We start from the raw sequence: 16,162 nt of genomic DNA on the forward strand, positions 1-16,162 counted from the left end.
CGCAAGACCATACGAGAAAACCGGCACCGAGTCCAGTCTTTAGTGGGCGTAATATTAGTGTTCAATTTTGACCAGTCCTAGCATAGTGGTTATTGGCCGGTTGAAGTCTGAGGGCGGTTATGGAGAGCCGACTTTTACAGTTTGCGGTATAAGGTCTGGTGGCTGGCGCTGAGGCAAGGGCGCTTTTTACGCCGCAATTCACGGCCCATCCATGGGCCGGCCTTGCTAAAGCGACGTCCTGTCGCAGCTCCAAAAGCGCCCTTGCCCCATCGCCGTCAGACTGCCTGCTGGCCGCCGGCAAGGAATAATGGAAATAAGGGTATTCGGTACCTTCGCCCGGTTAACCAGAATCGGAGCTGACAGGAGCCGTTGAGATATCCGAAAAGTCACGAGTGTGAGGATGGGGGAGGTCTTTCAGAGCAGCGACATGGATGTCGCGGAAGCGTTGGGGTGGCAGGACGCCCCTCCAACGCGGCGGCGAAAGACCTCCCCCAGCCTTACACCGCCTCCGCAACTCACAGGCTACGGACGAAAACTCCGAATGTGCAGCCCCTCTTCGGACACTCAGATAATCCGCGAGAACCGCTGAGAAGCCCCTTCCTTCCGATACAGATCGAAAATCTGGCAAATCGCGCGGATCAGCAGCCGGCCGGCGGGCTGGACCTGGAGCAGGCGGCCATCATCCCCAATCAACTCGTCCTGGAACATCGGCTTCAACCGGCGCAGCTCGTCCGCAAAGTAGCCGTCAAAATCCTCGCCCCAGGCGGCCTGGAACTGTTCACGGTCCAGGCGGAACTGGCAAATCAACTGGCCGATTACCCAGCGGCGGATCTGGTCGTCCCGGGTCAGGCCAACGCCACGAATGGTGGCCAACTGACCCGCGTCGATGGCCTGCTCCCAGGCCGGCAGGTCATGGTTGTTCTGGAAGTAGGCATCATCGGTCTGGCCAATCGCTGACACACCGAGGGACACCAGGTCGCAGTCCGCATGGGTGGTGTAGCCCTGGAAGTTCCGGTGCAGCCGCCCTTCCCGCTGGGCCACGGCCAGGGAGTCGTCCGGCTTGGCGAAGTGGTCCATGCCGATGTATTCGTAACCGGCCTCCAGCAGGCGGTTGATGGTGTTGTGGAGAATGGTCAGCTTCTGCTGCGGGCTGGGCAGCGTATCCCCCTGGATACGGGTCTGGGGATAGAACCGGTCCGGCAGATGGGCATAGCTGAATACCGAGAGACGGTCCGGCGACATCTCGATTACCGACTCCAGGGTTTCGGCGAAGCTTTCCGGGGTCTGGTACGGCAGCCCGTATATCAGGTCCAGGTTGATGGACCGGAAGCCGATGCGGCGGGCCTCGTTAAGCACGCCCTCGGTCATCTCCCGGGGCTGAATGCGGTTGACCGCTTTTTGCACCACCGGATTCACATCCTGAACGCCCAGACTGATGCGGTTGAAACCCAGCTTCCACAGGGTAGGCAGGGTGTCTTCGTCCACTTCCCGGGGGTCGATCTCCACGCTGTAGTCGCGATCGTCGCCGGACTGCAGGTTGAACAGCTCGCCGTAGCCCGCCATCAGGTGCTCCATGACATCCTTCGGCAGGAAGGTCGGGGTGCCACCGCCCCAGTGTAGTTGCTGGACCGGGCGGTCAGCACCGAACAGCTGTGACTGCATGGCCGCCTCTTTCAACACCCGCTCCACATAGGGCATGGCCTTGTCACGCTTCTTGGTGATGACCTTGTTGCAGGCGCAGTAGTAACAGAGGTGCGCACAGAACGGCAGGTGGGTGTACAGCGACACCGGGCCACCCGCCGCCTTGCTGCGACCGGCTGCCTTCACCATATCGTCCACCCGGAAGTCCGGCGTGAACTCCACCGCGGTCGGGTAGGACGTGTACCGGGGGCCACTCAGGTCGTAGCGGCGGATAAGGGCTTCATCCCAGATAAATTCGGGCAGTGTGGGTTCGGCAGTGGCCGGGGAAGCGGGCATGGCAATACTCGATCTGACGGGTGCATGGTGGTCGGCCAGTATAGGGTGGCCCGATTAAGGACATCTTGACCGACATCAGGTTCATTATAAGGGGATGGGGGCTGAACCACCCTTGAGCTGATGGCGTACTTCGGGTATCCCTTAAGGAATAGACCATGGCAAACCTGATCCTGATTCTTGGCGACCAGCTCAGTCACCACCTCTCGGCCCTGGACGGGGCCGATCCTGCTCTCGACCGTATTGTCATGGCGGAAGTGCACGATGAGGCCAGTTATACCAACCACCACAAGAAGAAGCTGGTGCTGGTATTCAGCGCCATGCGCCACTTCGCCCGGGAACTGCAAGCGGAGGGCTGGCAGGTTGTCTACCACGAGTATGCCCCTGACTCACCCCACAAGGACCTGCTATCGGTTGTACAGGAGCAGGTGTCGTCTCTCAGCCCGGATAAACTCGTGACCACCGAATGCGGTGAATGGCGACTGGATAACCAGATCCGCCATTGGCATGAAAAACTGGGCGTTCCTGTGGAAATTCGCCCGGACAACCGGTTTATTGCGAGCAAGGAGGAGTTCGCCCACTGGGCCGATGGACGCAAGCAGCTACGCATGGAATTCTTCTACCGGGAGATGCGCCGCAAGACCGGCCTGCTGATGACAGCTGAAGGCGAACCGGAAGGCGGCCACTGGAACTACGACGCCGACAACCGTCGCAAGTGGAAGGGCCAGCCGCCGGCCCCGGCACCGTTCCGGGTGGAGCCCGACGACATCACCCAGCAAGTGACAGCACTGGTGGACCAACACTTCAGTGACCACTTTGGCACCACCGACGACTTTCACTTTGCCGTTACCGCCGAACAGGCTCGCCAGGCCCTGGATTACTTTATCGACTTCGCCCTGCCCTGCTTCGGAGATTACCAGGATGCCATGGCAGACCAGGAGGACTGGCTGTTCCACGCCATCCTGTCACCCTACCTGAACTGTGGTCTGCTGGACCCCATGGAGGTGTGTGAAGCCGCCGAACGGGCCTGGTATGCGGGGCAGGCGCCCCTCAATGCCGTGGAGGGCTTTATCCGCCAGATTATCGGCTGGAGGGAGTTCGTGCGGGGGATCTACTGGCTGAAAATGCCGGCGTATGCCGAAGAGAACCGCCTTGGCAACGACCGCCCCCTGCCCTGGTTCTATTGGAGTGGCGAAACCGGCATGCACTGCCTGCACCGCACCATCGACAGTACCCGGCGCAACGGCTATGCCCACCACATTCAGCGGCTCATGGTCACCGGCAACTTTGCCCTGCTGGCCGGCATCAAACCGGAGGAGATCTGCGACTGGTACCTGGCGGTCTATGCCGACGCCTACGACTGGGTCGAGCTACCGAACACCCTGGGCATGGTGATGCACGCGGACGGCGGCTACCTGGGTTCCAAGCCCTACGCCGCCAGCGGCAAGTATATTAACCGCATGTCCGATTACTGCAGTCAGTGCCGGTACAACGTCAACCACACCACGGAAGACGACGCCTGCCCGTTCAACGCCCTTTACTGGCACTTCCTGGACCGCCATAAAGACGATTTCAGCCGCAATCCACGCATGGTCATGATGTACCGCAACTGGCAGCGGCAAGATCCGGACCACCGCCAGGCCACCCTGGAGCGGGCCAACTGGTTGCTGGACCACCTGGACGAGCTTTGAGGTCTCCCCCCTCTCAGGGAGGCCCCTCCTCGCAGGCCAGTACCAGTGCCCAGAATTCCGAGAAATCATTGACCACCACATCCGGCTTGTCCGGGTGCTTGTGGGTGCCCGGAAAGATCTTGTTGAGCCAGGGCAGGTCCCACTGGGCGCCATTGAAAAACACCGAGGTAAGACCCGCCCGCTTGGCGGCAATCACGTCCGTGGTGCTGTCACCCACGTACCAGACGCTGGGGTCCGGCGGGTAGTCCAGTTTCTGGACCGCCAGCAGCAACTGGTCCGGGTGAGGCTTGCGCAGGGGGGTGTCGTCACCACACACATCCACGTCGAACAGCTCCGTCCAGCCGGTGCCCTCCACCGCCGCCAGTTCGTGCTCGAAGAACTCCCGGTCCCGGTTGGTGATGACGCCCACCTGGATACCCAGGCGTCGAAGCCCCTCCAGCACATCCCGCACCCGGGGCTCGAAGGCCTTAACCGTGCCGTAGTGTTCCCGGTAATGGCGGTTGAACGCCTTGTGGGCTATCTGCTTGGCCTCCTGGTCTTCGCCAAACAGCACCTCGAAGATATCCGTGCGTGAGATTTTGCGGTCCGCCCGCACTTTCGGGTGTAGACGGGCAAACTCCCGCACATAGGCCACGAGCCGCGCATCGTCCGGTGTCTTGCTGTCTTCCGGCGCCAGCATCCGGTCCATCAGGCCCAGTTCACTGAACTCCGGCAGCATATCGTCCACCGCGTGGTACATGGCGTCCAGGGTGTCCACCAGGGTGGCGTGCCAGTCGAACAGGACGACCGCGGGCCGGATCAGCTTGACCACCGCCGGGTGCCAGTCCGGTTCGATGCGGGGCTGCGGACGCTCAGGGGGCGGGAACGGGCGTGGCCGCGCCTCCGCCGGGGTGACAGAAAAGGCCTCCGGGTGACTACGTTCCAGCAGGGCCAGCAGGTCCATCAGGTCCTCGAAGCTGTCCAGGATGGCCGCCGGCGCATCCCGGTGGCTGAACCAGCTGTCGATACGCCCCGGATCCCAGGCGGCGCCGTTATAAAACACACCGGAGACGCCCGCCTTGTTGGCCGTGAGCATGTCCACATAGCTGTCGCCCACGTACCAGGCCCGCTCGTCCGCTGGCAGGTCCAGTTTTTCAAGTGCCTTGAGAATCACCTGCGGATCCGGCTTGTATTCCGTTACGTCATCGGCGCAGACGGTGGCATCGAACAGGTTCGCCCAACGGCCTTCATCCACCATGCGCAGCTCCTTGTCCAGGAACTCCCGGTTGCGGTTGGTGGACACCGCCAGCCGGATACCCATGGCCTTGAGTGCAGAAAGGTATTCATAGGCGCCGGGCTGGAATGGTTTCACCTGGCCAAAATACTTGCGATAGCAATCGTTATAGGCCTTGTGGGCAATGAGCTTGGCTTCCCGGTCATCCCCGAAAATGGCGTTGAAAATATCCGTGCGGCTGACACGACGCTCCACCAGGATGCGCGGATGCAGGCGACGGAAGATGCGGATATAGCGCACCAGCCGGGCATCATCCGGCGTACGGCACTGGTCCTCCGGCAGTAGCCGCTCTACCAGGCCCAGGTCTTCCAGCTGGGGCAGCATGTCCTCCATGGCGCTGAACATGGCGTCGTGGGTATCCACCAGGGTGCCATGCCAGTCAAACACCATAACGGAAGGCGGTGGCAGGCAGTCGCTGAATCGCGCCATCGGGGAATCTCCTTGCAGGATTCTTCACAGACCCGTTTCCGGGAACCGAACGTAAGGGTTTGTTGTCTCTCAGTAAAACCCAAACTGCCACAATGCACAAAAAAAGCCGGTTACCCGCCAAGACCTGTCCCGTTTGCCGGCGCCCTTTCAACTGGCGCCGCAAATGGGCCCGCGACTGGCCACAGGTGCGGTACTGCAGCGAACGCTGTCGACGTAACCGGCAAAACCCCGGAGCCCCCGCCCAATGACAACGGTTGTCTGGTTCAAGCGTGACCTGCGCACCCACGACCATGCCCCACTGATAGAAGCCTCCAGGCGCGGCCGGCCCGTGATCCCCCTGTATGTGGTGGAACCCGGGTACTGGCAACTGCCGGACACCAGCGAACGTCACTGGGGGTTTATCCGCGAATCCCTGGAGGATCTGGATCGCCAGCTTCGCAAGGTGGGTAGCCGCTTGCTGGTCATCCACGGCGACGCCCTCGATGTGCTGGGCACCCTGCATGCCCACTATGGCATCGGGCGCATCTTCTGCCACCAGGAGACCGGCGGGCAGTGGACGTTTGACCGGGATCGGGCGGTGCTGGGCTGGTGTCGCAGCCACGGCACCGAATACCGGGAATGGCAGCAATCCGGCGTCGTGCGCCCGCTGCCGGACCGGGATGAGTGGGACAGCCGATGGCAGTCCCTGATGACCGCTCCGGTGCTCGCGCCGCCGGAGCACCTGCCCATGCCGGCAGACCAGTTCCGCGACTGGCCGGATATCGCCACCCTGTCGATGCCGGATATCTCCCACGGCATGCCCAGCCCGGACCGCCAGGCCGGCGGTAGCGGCCATGGCGAGAAATTGCTGGCGTCGTTCCTCGACCGGCGGGTTGCCGGTTACCAATACAAGATCTCCAGCCCCAACACGGCCCCCAGGGCCTGCTCCCGCCTGAGCCCTCACCTGGCTTACGGCACGGTCAGCCTGCGGCATGTGTATCAGCAGGCACGGGCGACGGGGAATCACCAAAGCAGCCTGCCCCGCAAGCAGCGCAGCCTGGCCAGCTTCCGTTCCCGCCTGCACTGGCACTGCCACTTTATCCAGAAACTGGAAGACGAGCCGGAGCTTGAGTTCCGCGCCCTGCACCGGGATATGGAGCAGCTCAAGACTGGCCCGGACGATTCGGAACGCCTGCAGCGCTGGCAGCAGGGCCAGACCGGCTGGCCGCTGGTGGATGCCTGTATGCGGGCGCTGCACCATACCGGCTGGATCAATTTCCGCATGCGGGCCATGCTCATGGCCATTGCCAGCTACCAGCTCTGGCTGCACTGGCGCGAGCCGGCCCTGCACCTGGCACGATTGTTTACCGACTTTGAACCGGGCATTCACTACCCCCAGGCCCAGATGCAGTCCGGCCTCACCGGCATCAACGCCCTGCGCATCTACAACCCGGTGCTCCAGAGCCGCAAACTGGACCCGGAAGGTACCTTTATCCGCCGCTGGCTGCCGGAACTGGAAGGGGTACCGAATGAATTCATCCATGCGCCCTGGCAGATGACCTTCAGCCAGAAGCAACGCTTCGGTGGCGACCAGTACGCCGACCCGGTCTGTGACCACGAGCAGGCCGCCCGGGAGGCACGCCAGGCCATGAGGGACTTTATCGCCAGGCAGGTCCGGAAGGAAGAAACCCGTCGGGTTCTAGACCGCCACGGGAGTCGCAAGGGCCCCGTTCAGGGACGACCTCGCACGGCGAAACCTGACAACGAAGAATGGCAACTCAGTTTGTTCTAGCAGCCTGCCGGACTTAATCGATCATCACGGTTAAAGGGGGAGGCAGCGCAGCAAGTCTGCGTTAAATCGGTGAGGCTGACTCCTCTGAGTGGCCAGAGGTTCCGGTATGGAAAGTATATTGCTATTCTCGGCTTTCGACCGACCATCCAACAATCTCAACAAAAGGTCACGCCACCCCATGCTACCGACTATGCCCTATCAGAAGCAGACCGCCACAATCCACGGTAAACAGATTGCCTACGTTGATGAGGGCAAAGGCGACCCCATCGTCCTGCTGCATGGAAACCCGACATCGTCCTTCCTCTGGCGCAATGTAATTCCCGAACTGACCGGGTCCGGAAGAGTGATCGCACCAGACCTGATCGGGCAGGGCGACTCCGAAAAACTCCCGGCCAGCGATGGGCCGGAGCGCTATGGATTTATGGCGGCCTATCACTACCTCGACGGGCTGCTACAGGCCCTGGACCTGGGAGACCGGATCACCCTGGTGATCCATGACTGGGGCAGCGCTCTCGGCTTTCACTGGGCCCATCAGCATCCTGAAAGAATCCGGGGTATCGCTTACATGGAAGCCATCGTCATGCCGGTGAACTGGCAGGACTGGCCGGAGAATGCCCGAGGTATTTTCCAGGGTTTTCGCTCTGACAAGGGCGAAAGCCTGATTATCGATCGCAATATGTTTATCGAAGCGGTACTTCCCGGGTCCATTATGCGGACACTGACCGAAGAGGAAATGAACGAGTATCGACGCCCCTTCCAGGAGCCGGAGGACCGCCGCGTAACCCTCAACTGGCCGAGGGAAATTCCCATCGAGGGCGAGCCGGCTTCTATGGTTCGCCTGGTGAACGAATACGGTGAATGGCTTGCCTCACCGGAATCTCCTCCCAAGCTGTTTATTAATGCTAATCCGGGATCGATTCTGGTCGGCCGGCAGCGGACATTCTGCCAGAGCTGGCCTCACCAGGCTGAAATCACCGTAAAGGGTACGCACTTCATCCAGGAAGACTCGCCGGTTGAAATCGGCACCGCTGTCGCCGAATGGCTCCGGTACTTGAAGTGACGCCATGAACTGGAATCTGCTGCTGCCCTACGATTTCTCGCCACTGACCATACTGGCCTACCTGCTGGTGGCCAGCGGCTATATCGTCGCACTGAAGGCCCTGCCCGGCGATGAAAAACCGGGACCTGTGCGCATCTTCGCGTTCTTCCTCGGTCTGTTGCTGTGTTATGCGGTGATGCAGACCTGGTTCGACTACTACTCCCAGTACATGTTCTTTATCCACCGGGGCCAGCACCTGATCCTTCATCACCTCGGCCCGATGCTGATCGCACTCTCCAATCCCTTGCCCATACTGCGATACTGGCACCGGCAGCTGGCGCCGGCCATGGGTATCTGGGCGCTCCCGGTCCGTTGGGGTTACAACATCGTGCAGCAACCCTTCATTGCTGCCTTCCTGTTTGCGGGCCTGGTGTACTTCTGGCTATGGCCTCCGGTGCACTTCAATGCCATGCTCAGCCGTGACCTCTACTGGGTCATGAACTGGAGCATGCTGCTTGACGGCCTGCTGTTCTGGTGGCTGATTTTCGATTCACGCTCACCCCACGACACCCCGTCCCTTGGTTACGGCAAGCGAATCCTGCTGCTGGTATTGGTGGCGGTGCCTCAAATGGTGCTGGGGGCCTGGATCGTCTTCAACCGGGGTATGGTGTACGACGTGTATGAAGTGTGTGGCCGTGCCTGGCCCATGTCACCGGCAGACGACCAGTTGATTGGCGGCATTCTGACATGGATCCCGCCCGCCATGATGAGTGTGGTTGGTATCCTGATCCTGATTGGCCGTGCCATGAAAGACGACCGTCCAAGACCCCGGCACCGTTTAGCAGAGGAATTAACACCATGACATTCAGAATCCCGTTTGCCCGGTCCCTCGTGATTTCGGGCCTGGTGTTACTTCTGACTGGTTGTCTGGGCGAAGAACAGGCGTGGAACGCCAAGACGATTGACGGGATGTTACCTGACCTGGAGTTCACCCTGACACGAAGTGACGGCGAAACGGTCACCGCAGAGGAGTATAAGGGGCAGGTGCGCCTGATGTTCTTTGGATTTACCAATTGCCCGGACGTCTGCCCGGCCACCATGGCCAAGCTGACCCAGGCGATCAAGGCCATGCCTGAAGAGTTGCAGGAAGAGGTCACCCCCCTGTTCGTCAGCGTCGATCCAAACCGGGATACGCCTGAGCGGCTGGGCGAATATGTAAACTTTTTCTATGACCGCACCGTGGGCCTCACAGCCGATGAACCCACCTTGCGCAAGCTGGCCAAGCGTTACCGCACCACCTTTGGTTACGATGAGCCTGACGAGCGGGGCAACTACAACGTCTCCCACAGTGCCGCCATCTATGTATTTGACGGCAACGGCAACGCACGGCTGCTTCTGCGCCCGGACCTGCCCACCGACCAGATTACCCAGGACCTGGTGCAACTGGCCGGCCAGGCCCGCTCCTGAGCAGGGGGACAGCTCGCTTTTCCTGGCCCTGTCTCACGCGTAATGTCCTCCAGGGCTCCGGAGGTTCACAATATTCCTTCAGGGTGAGGCAACCTGTCGGTTTGGATGCCCCTTCGAACAAACCCAGGGAAGTCCGAAGTGTAAGGGAGGTGTACCCGAAATGAGCCGCTCCATACGCTCCAGCCTGTTTCTGATGGTGACACCCTTTGCGGTGACCTTCACCCTCCTGGCCTGGGTAGTAGACAGCAAGTTCGGGCCATGGCTGGACCGCCCCCTGCTCCCTGACTGTGCAGAGAGGGGCGTATCTCCATGGATTTGCAGCCTGCAGGATGGGCTTCTGGGCTGGCTCGCTTTGGGGGGCGGCATTCTGGTACTGCTTTCGGTGACAGCCCTGCTTTCCCTGAGACTGTTCCGCAGTCACCTGCAAAACCTGCAAAAGGATGTGATGGACTTCCAGAAAGGACATCGCAGTCACCTCCCGGATGCTCCACAGGAGATTCACCCGCTGGTGCAGCAGCTGAACCGTATCCTGCAATCAACGGTGAAAGATCCGGCCAGGACCACGTCTACCCACGATGACAGAACAGAGGCACAGCCCGACCCCCCTGTCTCTTCCGGCGAACACCGGGCTGGCCCGGAAGCTGTATCCCGTTCCCGACCCGAGGCTCCAACCAGGCCCACTCGCCGCAGGAACGAGTCCTTCCCGGCGCGAAAATGCCGCAAGCTGATCGCCATCCTGCGCCATCGCTATCCTGATGTGAACTTCGAGCTGATTACCGATGTGACCGAAGACGTGCCGTGGTCCATCCGGGAAGCGGACCTGACCGAAGTTTTCGGCGAATTGCTCGACAACGCGGGCAAGTGGGCAACCTCCCAGGTGCACACCTTCCTGGCCATCAAGGGCAACATGCTGGTGTTTGGCGTGGCCGATGATGGCCCCGGAGTAGACCCTGAACTGACACCACACCTGGGCGAGGAAGACTTCCGGGCGAAACCGGACCAGGCCCCTGGTCGAGGCCTGCCAGCAGTACGCCGGGTGATTGACAGCCACGGCGGGTCACTGGCCTTTGACCGCAGCCGCCTCGGCGGCCTCGAGGCTATTGCGGCCCTGCCCGGTGCACCAGTCCCACGCCATGCGAGGGCGCCAGGGCTCCACCACTGACGGCCCCACGGAAATACCGTCGCGCTTGCAAAATAGCCCTTTGCGGGCCCGACGCGGTGTGATAGATATAGCGTCCACCAGAACCGGGCTGTCAGCACCCCCTGTGCCCGCCCCGATGTCCACTGCGTCAGGTATTCCCCGTGCCCACAGCGAAAACCGTCCCGACCATTCTGCGTCAACTGATTGCGCTCCTTATGCTGTCGGGCATGGTGCTGTGGGGCGTACCAGACAGGCTAACTATCGATACCGGCAGCACCGATGAGTGCCTGATTGCAACCAACCTGCCTGCCGACGGTATTTCCGGCGATGTCATGGGACCTACCCCGCCCCCCCACAAGCCCCCCGGAAATCCGGATCACCGAAGCGACGACCAATAGCGGAGCAACTCGACCGACCTCCCGTCCCTCCGACTACCCCGGACTCCCAAGGGCGCCACCTCCCGGCTTCGCCCTCAGCGTCTGATTACGTTTCGCATCAACATTGATCGGGGTAATCCCCGGAGTTAACGAATGAAAAAAAACCTGTTGTTTCCGGCAGCTGCCTTGTTGTCGGTATCGGATTCCGTATGGGCGGCCGAAACCACCCGCGCGCTGGAGCTTATCCACCACCCGGCGGGCTACCTGGCCATTGCCATCTTCGTGACCGGCTACATCCTGGTCATGCTGGAAGAGAAGATCCACCTGGCCAAATCCAAGCCCATGCTGCTGGCGGCGGGCCTGATCTGGGTGCTGCTGGCGATTGTCTACCGGATGCATGGCGTCGACGGTGAAGTGGAGGAAGCCATCCGCCACAACTTCCTGGAATACGCCGAGCTGTTCTTCTTCCTGCTGGTGGCCATGACCTATATAAATGCCATGCTGGAGCGGGGCGTGTTTGACCAGCTGCGACTGTGGTTGCTGGGCCGGGGGTTCGGTTACCGCAAGCTGTTCTGGATTACCGGCACCCTGGCGTTTTTTATCTCCCCAGTGGCCGATAATCTCACTACGGCGCTGATCATGTGTGCAGTAGTCATGGCTGTTGGTCGCGACAGCGCCCGCTTCGTGTCTCTCGCCTGCATCAATATCGTGGTAGGCGCCAATGCCGGCGGCGCTTTCAGCCCCTTCGGCGACATCACCACGCTGATGGTCTGGCAGAAGGGTATCCTGCCGTTCCAGGACTTCTTCCAGCTGTTCCTGCCCAGCCTGGTGAATTTCCTGGTGCCTGCCCTGCTGATGCACCTGGCCCTGCCCAAGGGACAACCCATGGCCCCGGAGAGCCACGAAAGGGTATTGCGCCCCGGGGGGCTGGTAATCTGCGGGCTGTTCCTGGCAACCATTGCCACCGCCATCAGCTTCCACCAGTTTCTGCACATTCCGCCGGTCTTCGGCATGATGACGGGCCTGGCCTACCTGAAGATCTTTGGTTACTTTCTCAAGCGCCATGAGGAATACCAGTGGCAGGAATCCTCGGAAACCCCGCCTGGTGACAGTTCCAGTGAACACAGTTTCGATGTGTTTGCCCATATCGCCCGCTCGGAGTGGGATACCCTGTTTTTCTTCTACGGGGTTATCCTGGCCGTTGGCGGGTTAGGGTTTATCGGTTACCTGGGCCTGATGTCCAACACCCTCTACGTTGACCTCGGCCCCACCACGGCGAACGTGATGATCGGCGTTATCTCCTCGCTGGTCGACAACATTCCGGTGATGTTTGCGGTACTGACCATGAACCCTGACATGCCGGAACTGCAATGGCTGCTGGTAACACTGACCGCAGGTGTCGGAGGCAGCCTGCTGTCCATAGGTTCCGCTGCCGGGGTGGCGCTGATGGGGCAGGCCCGGGGTCATTACACCTTCCTGAGCCACCTGAAATGGACCCCGGCCATCGCACTGGGCTACGGTGCCAGTATCTGGGTACACTTCCTGGTAAACGGCTGATCAAACAGGGTGGCAGGCATGAAAATCGGCGAAATGGCGGAACAATCCGGTATCCCGGCTGAAACCATCCGTTATTACGAGAAGATCGGCCTGCTGCCTGCGCCGGACCGCCAGGCCAACGGCTATCGCAATTACCACCAGTCGCACCTGGACCGGCTGCTGTTTATCCGTCGCTGCCGCAAACTGGACATGGCCCAGGAGGAAATCCGCGAGCTGGTCCGCCTGGCGGACCAGCCCGACGCCGACTGCAGCGAAGTGGACGCCCTGCTGGCCCGGCACCTGGGCCACGTCCAGACCCGACTAGAGGAACTGCGGGAGCTGGAGACCACCCTCAGTGACCTGCAACAGGCCTGTTCCGAGGGCCGCACCGTGGCCGAATGTGGCATTCTCGGTGGCCTGACACAGGACCTGGACAAGGACCCGCCACCTCATCACAGCAATCACATTCCCGGCAGTCATCGTCACTGAGACTTTTCTTGCCTATCAGGCTTGACCCTGTAGCAACTACAGGCCTTTGAATGACAGTACGTCATCAAGGGAGGATTGAAATGGCCTGCAGTTGCTCCGCACCGGAACCCAAAACCCCGAGCCCGGGATTTCGCCGGGCGCTCTGGATTGCCCTCTGGGTGAACCTCACCATGTTCCTGGTAGAAGGGTTCGCCAGTCTGCAGTCCGGCTCCGTCTCCCTGATGGCCGACGCCATCGACTTCTTTGGTGACAGCGCCAACTACCTGCTGTCGCTGTCGGTGCTGTCCATGGGCATGGTCTGGCGCGGCCGGGCGGCCATGGTCAAGGGCGCCACCATGACGGTATTCGGCCTGGCCGTACTGGGGCGGGCGATCTGGGTGGCGCAAAGCGGCACCACGCCGGAGGCCATCACCATGGGCGCGGTGGGCTTCCTCGCCCTCGCCGCCAACGTCGCCGTGGCCTGGATATTGTTCCGCTACCGCAGCGGCGACTCGGATATGCGTTCGGTATGGCTGTGCAGTCGTAACGATGCCATCGGCAATGTGGCCGTCATGGTCGCTGCACTGGGTGTTCTGGGCACCGGCACCGCCTGGCCCGACCTATTTGTCGCCGCCATCATCGGCAGCCTGGCGGTAACCTCCGGCATCAGCGTAATCCGCCACGCCCGCAGTGATATCAGCGAGGCCCGGCTGGCTGAGCATCCGCAACACTGAGCCAGTCCCGGCCTTTGGCTGAAGGCTAAACCTGGAGGCATGGCGTATGATGAAGCAACCCTGCGACTGAAACCGTCTCGCAACGTTGAACAACAACAATTGACAATGAAGGAGCCTGGTCATGCCCAAAGCCATTCGATTTTCCCGCACTGGCGGGCCCGAGGTACTGGAATTCCTCGACATGGACACCCCGGAGCCCGGCCCCGGGGAAATCCGGGTCAGTAACCGCGCCATCGGCCTGAACTACATCGAGATCTATTTCCGCTCCGGCGTCTACCCGGTGCCCGGCCTGCCGTCCGGGTTGGGCACCGAGGGCGCTGGCGTCGTGGATGCCGTGGGTGAAGGCGTCACCGGTTTTGCCGTGGGTGACCGGGTCGCCTATGCGCAGGCACCGCTGGGTTCCTATGCGGAGCAACATATCCTGCCTGCCGACAAGGCCATCCAGTTGCCGGAGTCCGTGGACTTCGAGACCGCCGCTGCCACCATGCTCAAGGGCCTCACCGTCCAGTACCTGCTCCGCCAGACATACCCGGTCAAGGCCGGCGAAACCATCCTGTTCCATGCCGCTGCCGGCGGTGTTGGCCTGATCGCCTGCCAGTGGGCCAAAGCCCTGGGCGCCAAGCTGATCGGCACCGTCAGCGGCCCCGAGAAGGCAAGGCTCGCGATGGACCACGGCGCCTGGGCCACCATCAACTACAAGGAAGAGGACATCGTCGAGCGGGTGCGGGAACTCACCGGGGGCGACATGGTGCCGGTAGTCTATGATTCTATTGGCAAGGACACCTGGGAAACCTCCCTCGACTGCCTGCAGAAGCGCGGCCTGATGGTCAGCTTTGGCAACACCACCGGCCCGGTGAGTGGCGTTAACATCGGTATCCTCAACCAGAAGGGCTCCCTGTACGTCACCCGCCCCAGCCTGGCCGGCTACGCCGACACACGCCCACGGTTCGAGGCCATGTGCGGCGAGTTGTTTGAAATGCTGGCCAGCGGCGATATCAAGGCGGACATTAACCAGCGCTTTTCGCTGGCCGACGCCGCCAGGGCCCATGAATCCCTCGCCAGTGGGCAGACCACCGGCTCTACGGTGTTACTGCCGTGACTTGCGCCCTACCCGGCTGAACGATCGTCGGCTAACGGGGGCAAATAACGACCGGACTCGGTGATCAGCTCCCACACATCCGGACGCCGCCGGAGAATGCCGTTGATCAGGGACGCAGCCTCGGTGAAGGCGGGCCGGCGGAGCCCATGGAATTCCATTAACGGCCCCACGTGGTCAAACTCCACGCCAAAACGCTTTAGCAGGCGCAGCTGGGCAGGCTCCATGACCGCCATCCAGTGCGTGATATTGTGTTTGACGGACATCTGCAATATGGCGGCGAACAGGCCCAGGCTGATATAGGGCATGGCACGTTTGCCGCCTTCAACATCGGCATCGCAGGTCTGCTCGGTAACACCAGTCGGTGATTCGTACTCGTTGAGGCGCCGGCGAAATTCCCGGCTTACCGCCATTCGCGAAATCTCGGCCATGTTCTGCCGGGGAGTCGCCGCAATCAGGTCCTGTGCCTGCTGGCTCATCCTGTGAATACAGGGCCCTTCCATCGGGAAATCGGATTGCCCGGGGTTCTCTCCCGCCAGAACAAGCCGGACGACTGCCACGCTGTCGCCCGATTTCCTGTGTCGGATCAATGCATGGGCTGAGCGCGGATCATAGGCATCATGCTCCCTGTCATCGGGAAACTGGCTCGGATCTTCAAAGGCCCGGTCGACACAATATACCTGGTAGCGGACCTGAAAGACTTTATCGACCATTTCCCCGGTAGTCGCGATCTCAACCTCGAAGAAGGACCTGAAGAGCTCACTGAGGTTTTCGGTTTCCCGGGAACCAGTCGCATTTTTTTTCGGGTCTTCCGATGAAGGGGCTGCAGGCATGATCAAGTCCTCCGATCCTCCCCGCGGCACAGGATGTACCGCAAAGGTCATGTCGATCGAAAGTCCGCCGTTACAGCAGGGAGCGGGCTATCGGGTTCACTGATAGAACAGTAACGAGGCCGGACTTCCACGCCTCGTGCTTATCTTAAACCTACTCTCGCGAGTTGAAATGCGCTATTCCGCGCAGGTCAGTTGCACCTGCGCCAACTTTTTCCCAAGCCTTGTAAAAGCGTAGTTGATGCTGGCTGGCAAAGCCATTCATCCAGGCAGGATGGTCCTGAGGCGGATCGCAGGAGTGCCGAACAGTGTCGTTGTGGCGGTACTTCGGGTGAT

General features: G+C 61.0%; 15 protein-coding genes. 12 read left to right on the plus strand and 3 right to left on the minus strand.

Going from position 1 to position 16,162, the window contains the following annotated elements:
- Positions 1–564 precede the first annotated feature (564 nt).
- On the minus strand, positions 565–1,977 hold the full coding sequence (hemN, locus tag MLC59_RS06340) for an oxygen-independent coproporphyrinogen III oxidase (protein WP_248232186.1): 1,413 nt from the start codon (positions 1,975–1,977) through the stop codon (positions 565–567).
- 155 nt (positions 1,978–2,132) lie between these two features.
- Between hemN and MLC59_RS06345 the strand changes: the two genes are divergently transcribed.
- Positions 2,133–3,665, plus strand: coding sequence for a cryptochrome/photolyase family protein (locus tag MLC59_RS06345; protein WP_248232187.1), 1,533 nt, complete (start codon positions 2,133–2,135; stop codon positions 3,663–3,665).
- 13 nt (positions 3,666–3,678) lie between these two features.
- Here MLC59_RS06345 and MLC59_RS06350 read toward each other — a convergent pair whose 3' ends face one another.
- The gene (locus MLC59_RS06350; RefSeq protein WP_248232189.1) at positions 3,679–5,367 is read right to left on the minus strand and encodes an HAD family hydrolase; all 1,689 of its coding nucleotides are present in this window, start codon (positions 5,365–5,367) and stop codon (positions 3,679–3,681) included.
- Between the two features lie 92 nt (positions 5,368–5,459).
- Here MLC59_RS06350 and MLC59_RS06355 point away from each other — a divergent pair, with 92 nt between their 5' ends.
- The 11 genes from MLC59_RS06355 (at position 5,460) to MLC59_RS06405 (ending at position 14,999) form a co-directional block, all read left to right on the plus strand.
- Positions 5,460–5,615: a DUF2256 domain-containing protein gene (locus MLC59_RS06355; protein WP_248232194.1), complete on the plus strand. Its 156-nt coding sequence runs from the start codon at positions 5,460–5,462 to the stop codon at positions 5,613–5,615.
- Positions 5,612–7,138: an FAD-binding domain-containing protein gene (locus tag MLC59_RS06360; protein ID WP_248232201.1), complete on the plus strand. Its 1,527-nt coding sequence runs from the start codon at positions 5,612–5,614 to the stop codon at positions 7,136–7,138. The genes MLC59_RS06355 and MLC59_RS06360 overlap by 4 nt, the downstream gene beginning before the upstream one ends.
- Before the next feature lie 178 nt (positions 7,139–7,316).
- Positions 7,317–8,198, plus strand: a complete 882-nt coding sequence (locus tag MLC59_RS06365; RefSeq protein WP_248232206.1) for a haloalkane dehalogenase — start codon at positions 7,317–7,319, stop codon at positions 8,196–8,198.
- A 4-nt stretch (positions 8,199–8,202) separates the two neighbouring features.
- Positions 8,203–9,039, plus strand: coding sequence for a cytochrome c oxidase assembly protein (locus tag MLC59_RS06370; protein ID WP_248232209.1), 837 nt, complete (start codon positions 8,203–8,205; stop codon positions 9,037–9,039).
- Positions 9,036–9,644 carry an SCO family protein gene (locus MLC59_RS06375; RefSeq protein WP_248232211.1) on the plus strand — a complete coding sequence of 203 codons (609 nt, stop codon included), beginning with the start codon at positions 9,036–9,038 and terminating at the stop codon, positions 9,642–9,644. Before MLC59_RS06370 ends, MLC59_RS06375 begins: the two co-directional genes overlap by 4 nt.
- A gap of 160 nt (positions 9,645–9,804) precedes the next feature.
- Positions 9,805–10,806, plus strand: a complete 1,002-nt coding sequence (locus tag MLC59_RS06380; RefSeq protein ID WP_248232212.1) for an ATP-binding protein — start codon at positions 9,805–9,807, stop codon at positions 10,804–10,806.
- A gap of 140 nt (positions 10,807–10,946) precedes the next feature.
- On the plus strand, positions 10,947–11,183 hold the full coding sequence (locus MLC59_RS06385) for a hypothetical protein (protein WP_248232215.1): 237 nt from the start codon (positions 10,947–10,949) through the stop codon (positions 11,181–11,183).
- A gap of 132 nt (positions 11,184–11,315) precedes the next feature.
- Entirely contained in the window at positions 11,316–12,719 is a 1,404-nt protein-coding gene (gene nhaD / locus MLC59_RS06390) for a sodium:proton antiporter NhaD (protein WP_248232217.1), read from the plus strand.
- Between the two features lie 18 nt (positions 12,720–12,737).
- A complete protein-coding gene (cadR, locus tag MLC59_RS06395; RefSeq protein WP_248232218.1) occupies positions 12,738–13,187 on the plus strand; it encodes a Cd(II)/Pb(II)-responsive transcriptional regulator in 450 nt (149 codons plus the stop codon).
- A gap of 80 nt (positions 13,188–13,267) precedes the next feature.
- Positions 13,268–13,900, plus strand: a complete 633-nt coding sequence (locus tag MLC59_RS06400; protein ID WP_248232344.1) for a cation efflux transmembrane domain-containing protein — start codon at positions 13,268–13,270, stop codon at positions 13,898–13,900.
- A 121-nt stretch (positions 13,901–14,021) separates the two neighbouring features.
- A complete protein-coding gene (locus MLC59_RS06405; RefSeq protein ID WP_248232221.1) occupies positions 14,022–14,999 on the plus strand; it encodes an NADPH:quinone reductase in 978 nt (325 codons plus the stop codon).
- Positions 15,000–15,007: 8 nt separating this feature from the next.
- Here the strand turns inward: MLC59_RS06405 and MLC59_RS06410 are convergent, their stop codons facing one another.
- Positions 15,008–15,829 carry a PEP-CTERM/exosortase system-associated acyltransferase gene (locus tag MLC59_RS06410; protein ID WP_248232224.1) on the minus strand — a complete coding sequence of 274 codons (822 nt, stop codon included), beginning with the start codon at positions 15,827–15,829 and terminating at the stop codon, positions 15,008–15,010.
- Positions 15,830–16,162 lie beyond the last annotated feature (333 nt).

The sequence above is a fragment of the Marinobacter bryozoorum genome (assembly GCF_023156245.1).
Classification (GTDB): Bacteria; Pseudomonadota; Gammaproteobacteria; order Pseudomonadales; family Oleiphilaceae; genus Marinobacter; species Marinobacter bryozoorum.

Bases quoted from the DNA above. Each gene is read 5' to 3' on its own strand.
- hemN (WP_248232186.1), bottom strand. From the start codon at position 1,977: ATGCCCGCTTCCCCGGCCACTGCCGAACCCACACTGCCCGAATTTATC.
- MLC59_RS06345 (WP_248232187.1), top strand. From the start codon at position 2,133: ATGGCAAACCTGATCCTGATTCTTGGCGACCAGCTCAGTCACCACCTC.
- MLC59_RS06350 (WP_248232189.1), bottom strand. From the start codon at position 5,367: ATGGCGCGATTCAGCGACTGCCTGCCACCGCCTTCCGTTATGGTGTTT.
- MLC59_RS06355 (WP_248232194.1), top strand. From the start codon at position 5,460: ATGCACAAAAAAAGCCGGTTACCCGCCAAGACCTGTCCCGTTTGCCGG.
- MLC59_RS06360 (WP_248232201.1), top strand. From the start codon at position 5,612: ATGACAACGGTTGTCTGGTTCAAGCGTGACCTGCGCACCCACGACCAT.
- MLC59_RS06365 (WP_248232206.1), top strand. From the start codon at position 7,317: ATGCTACCGACTATGCCCTATCAGAAGCAGACCGCCACAATCCACGGT.
- MLC59_RS06370 (WP_248232209.1), top strand. From the start codon at position 8,203: ATGAACTGGAATCTGCTGCTGCCCTACGATTTCTCGCCACTGACCATA.
- MLC59_RS06375 (WP_248232211.1), top strand. From the start codon at position 9,036: ATGACATTCAGAATCCCGTTTGCCCGGTCCCTCGTGATTTCGGGCCTG.
- MLC59_RS06380 (WP_248232212.1), top strand. From the start codon at position 9,805: ATGAGCCGCTCCATACGCTCCAGCCTGTTTCTGATGGTGACACCCTTT.
- nhaD (WP_248232217.1), top strand. From the start codon at position 11,316: ATGAAAAAAAACCTGTTGTTTCCGGCAGCTGCCTTGTTGTCGGTATCG.
- cadR (WP_248232218.1), top strand. From the start codon at position 12,738: ATGAAAATCGGCGAAATGGCGGAACAATCCGGTATCCCGGCTGAAACC.
- MLC59_RS06400 (WP_248232344.1), top strand. From the start codon at position 13,268: ATGGCCTGCAGTTGCTCCGCACCGGAACCCAAAACCCCGAGCCCGGGA.
- MLC59_RS06405 (WP_248232221.1), top strand. From the start codon at position 14,022: ATGCCCAAAGCCATTCGATTTTCCCGCACTGGCGGGCCCGAGGTACTG.
- MLC59_RS06410 (WP_248232224.1), bottom strand. From the start codon at position 15,829: ATGCCTGCAGCCCCTTCATCGGAAGACCCGAAAAAAAATGCGACTGGT.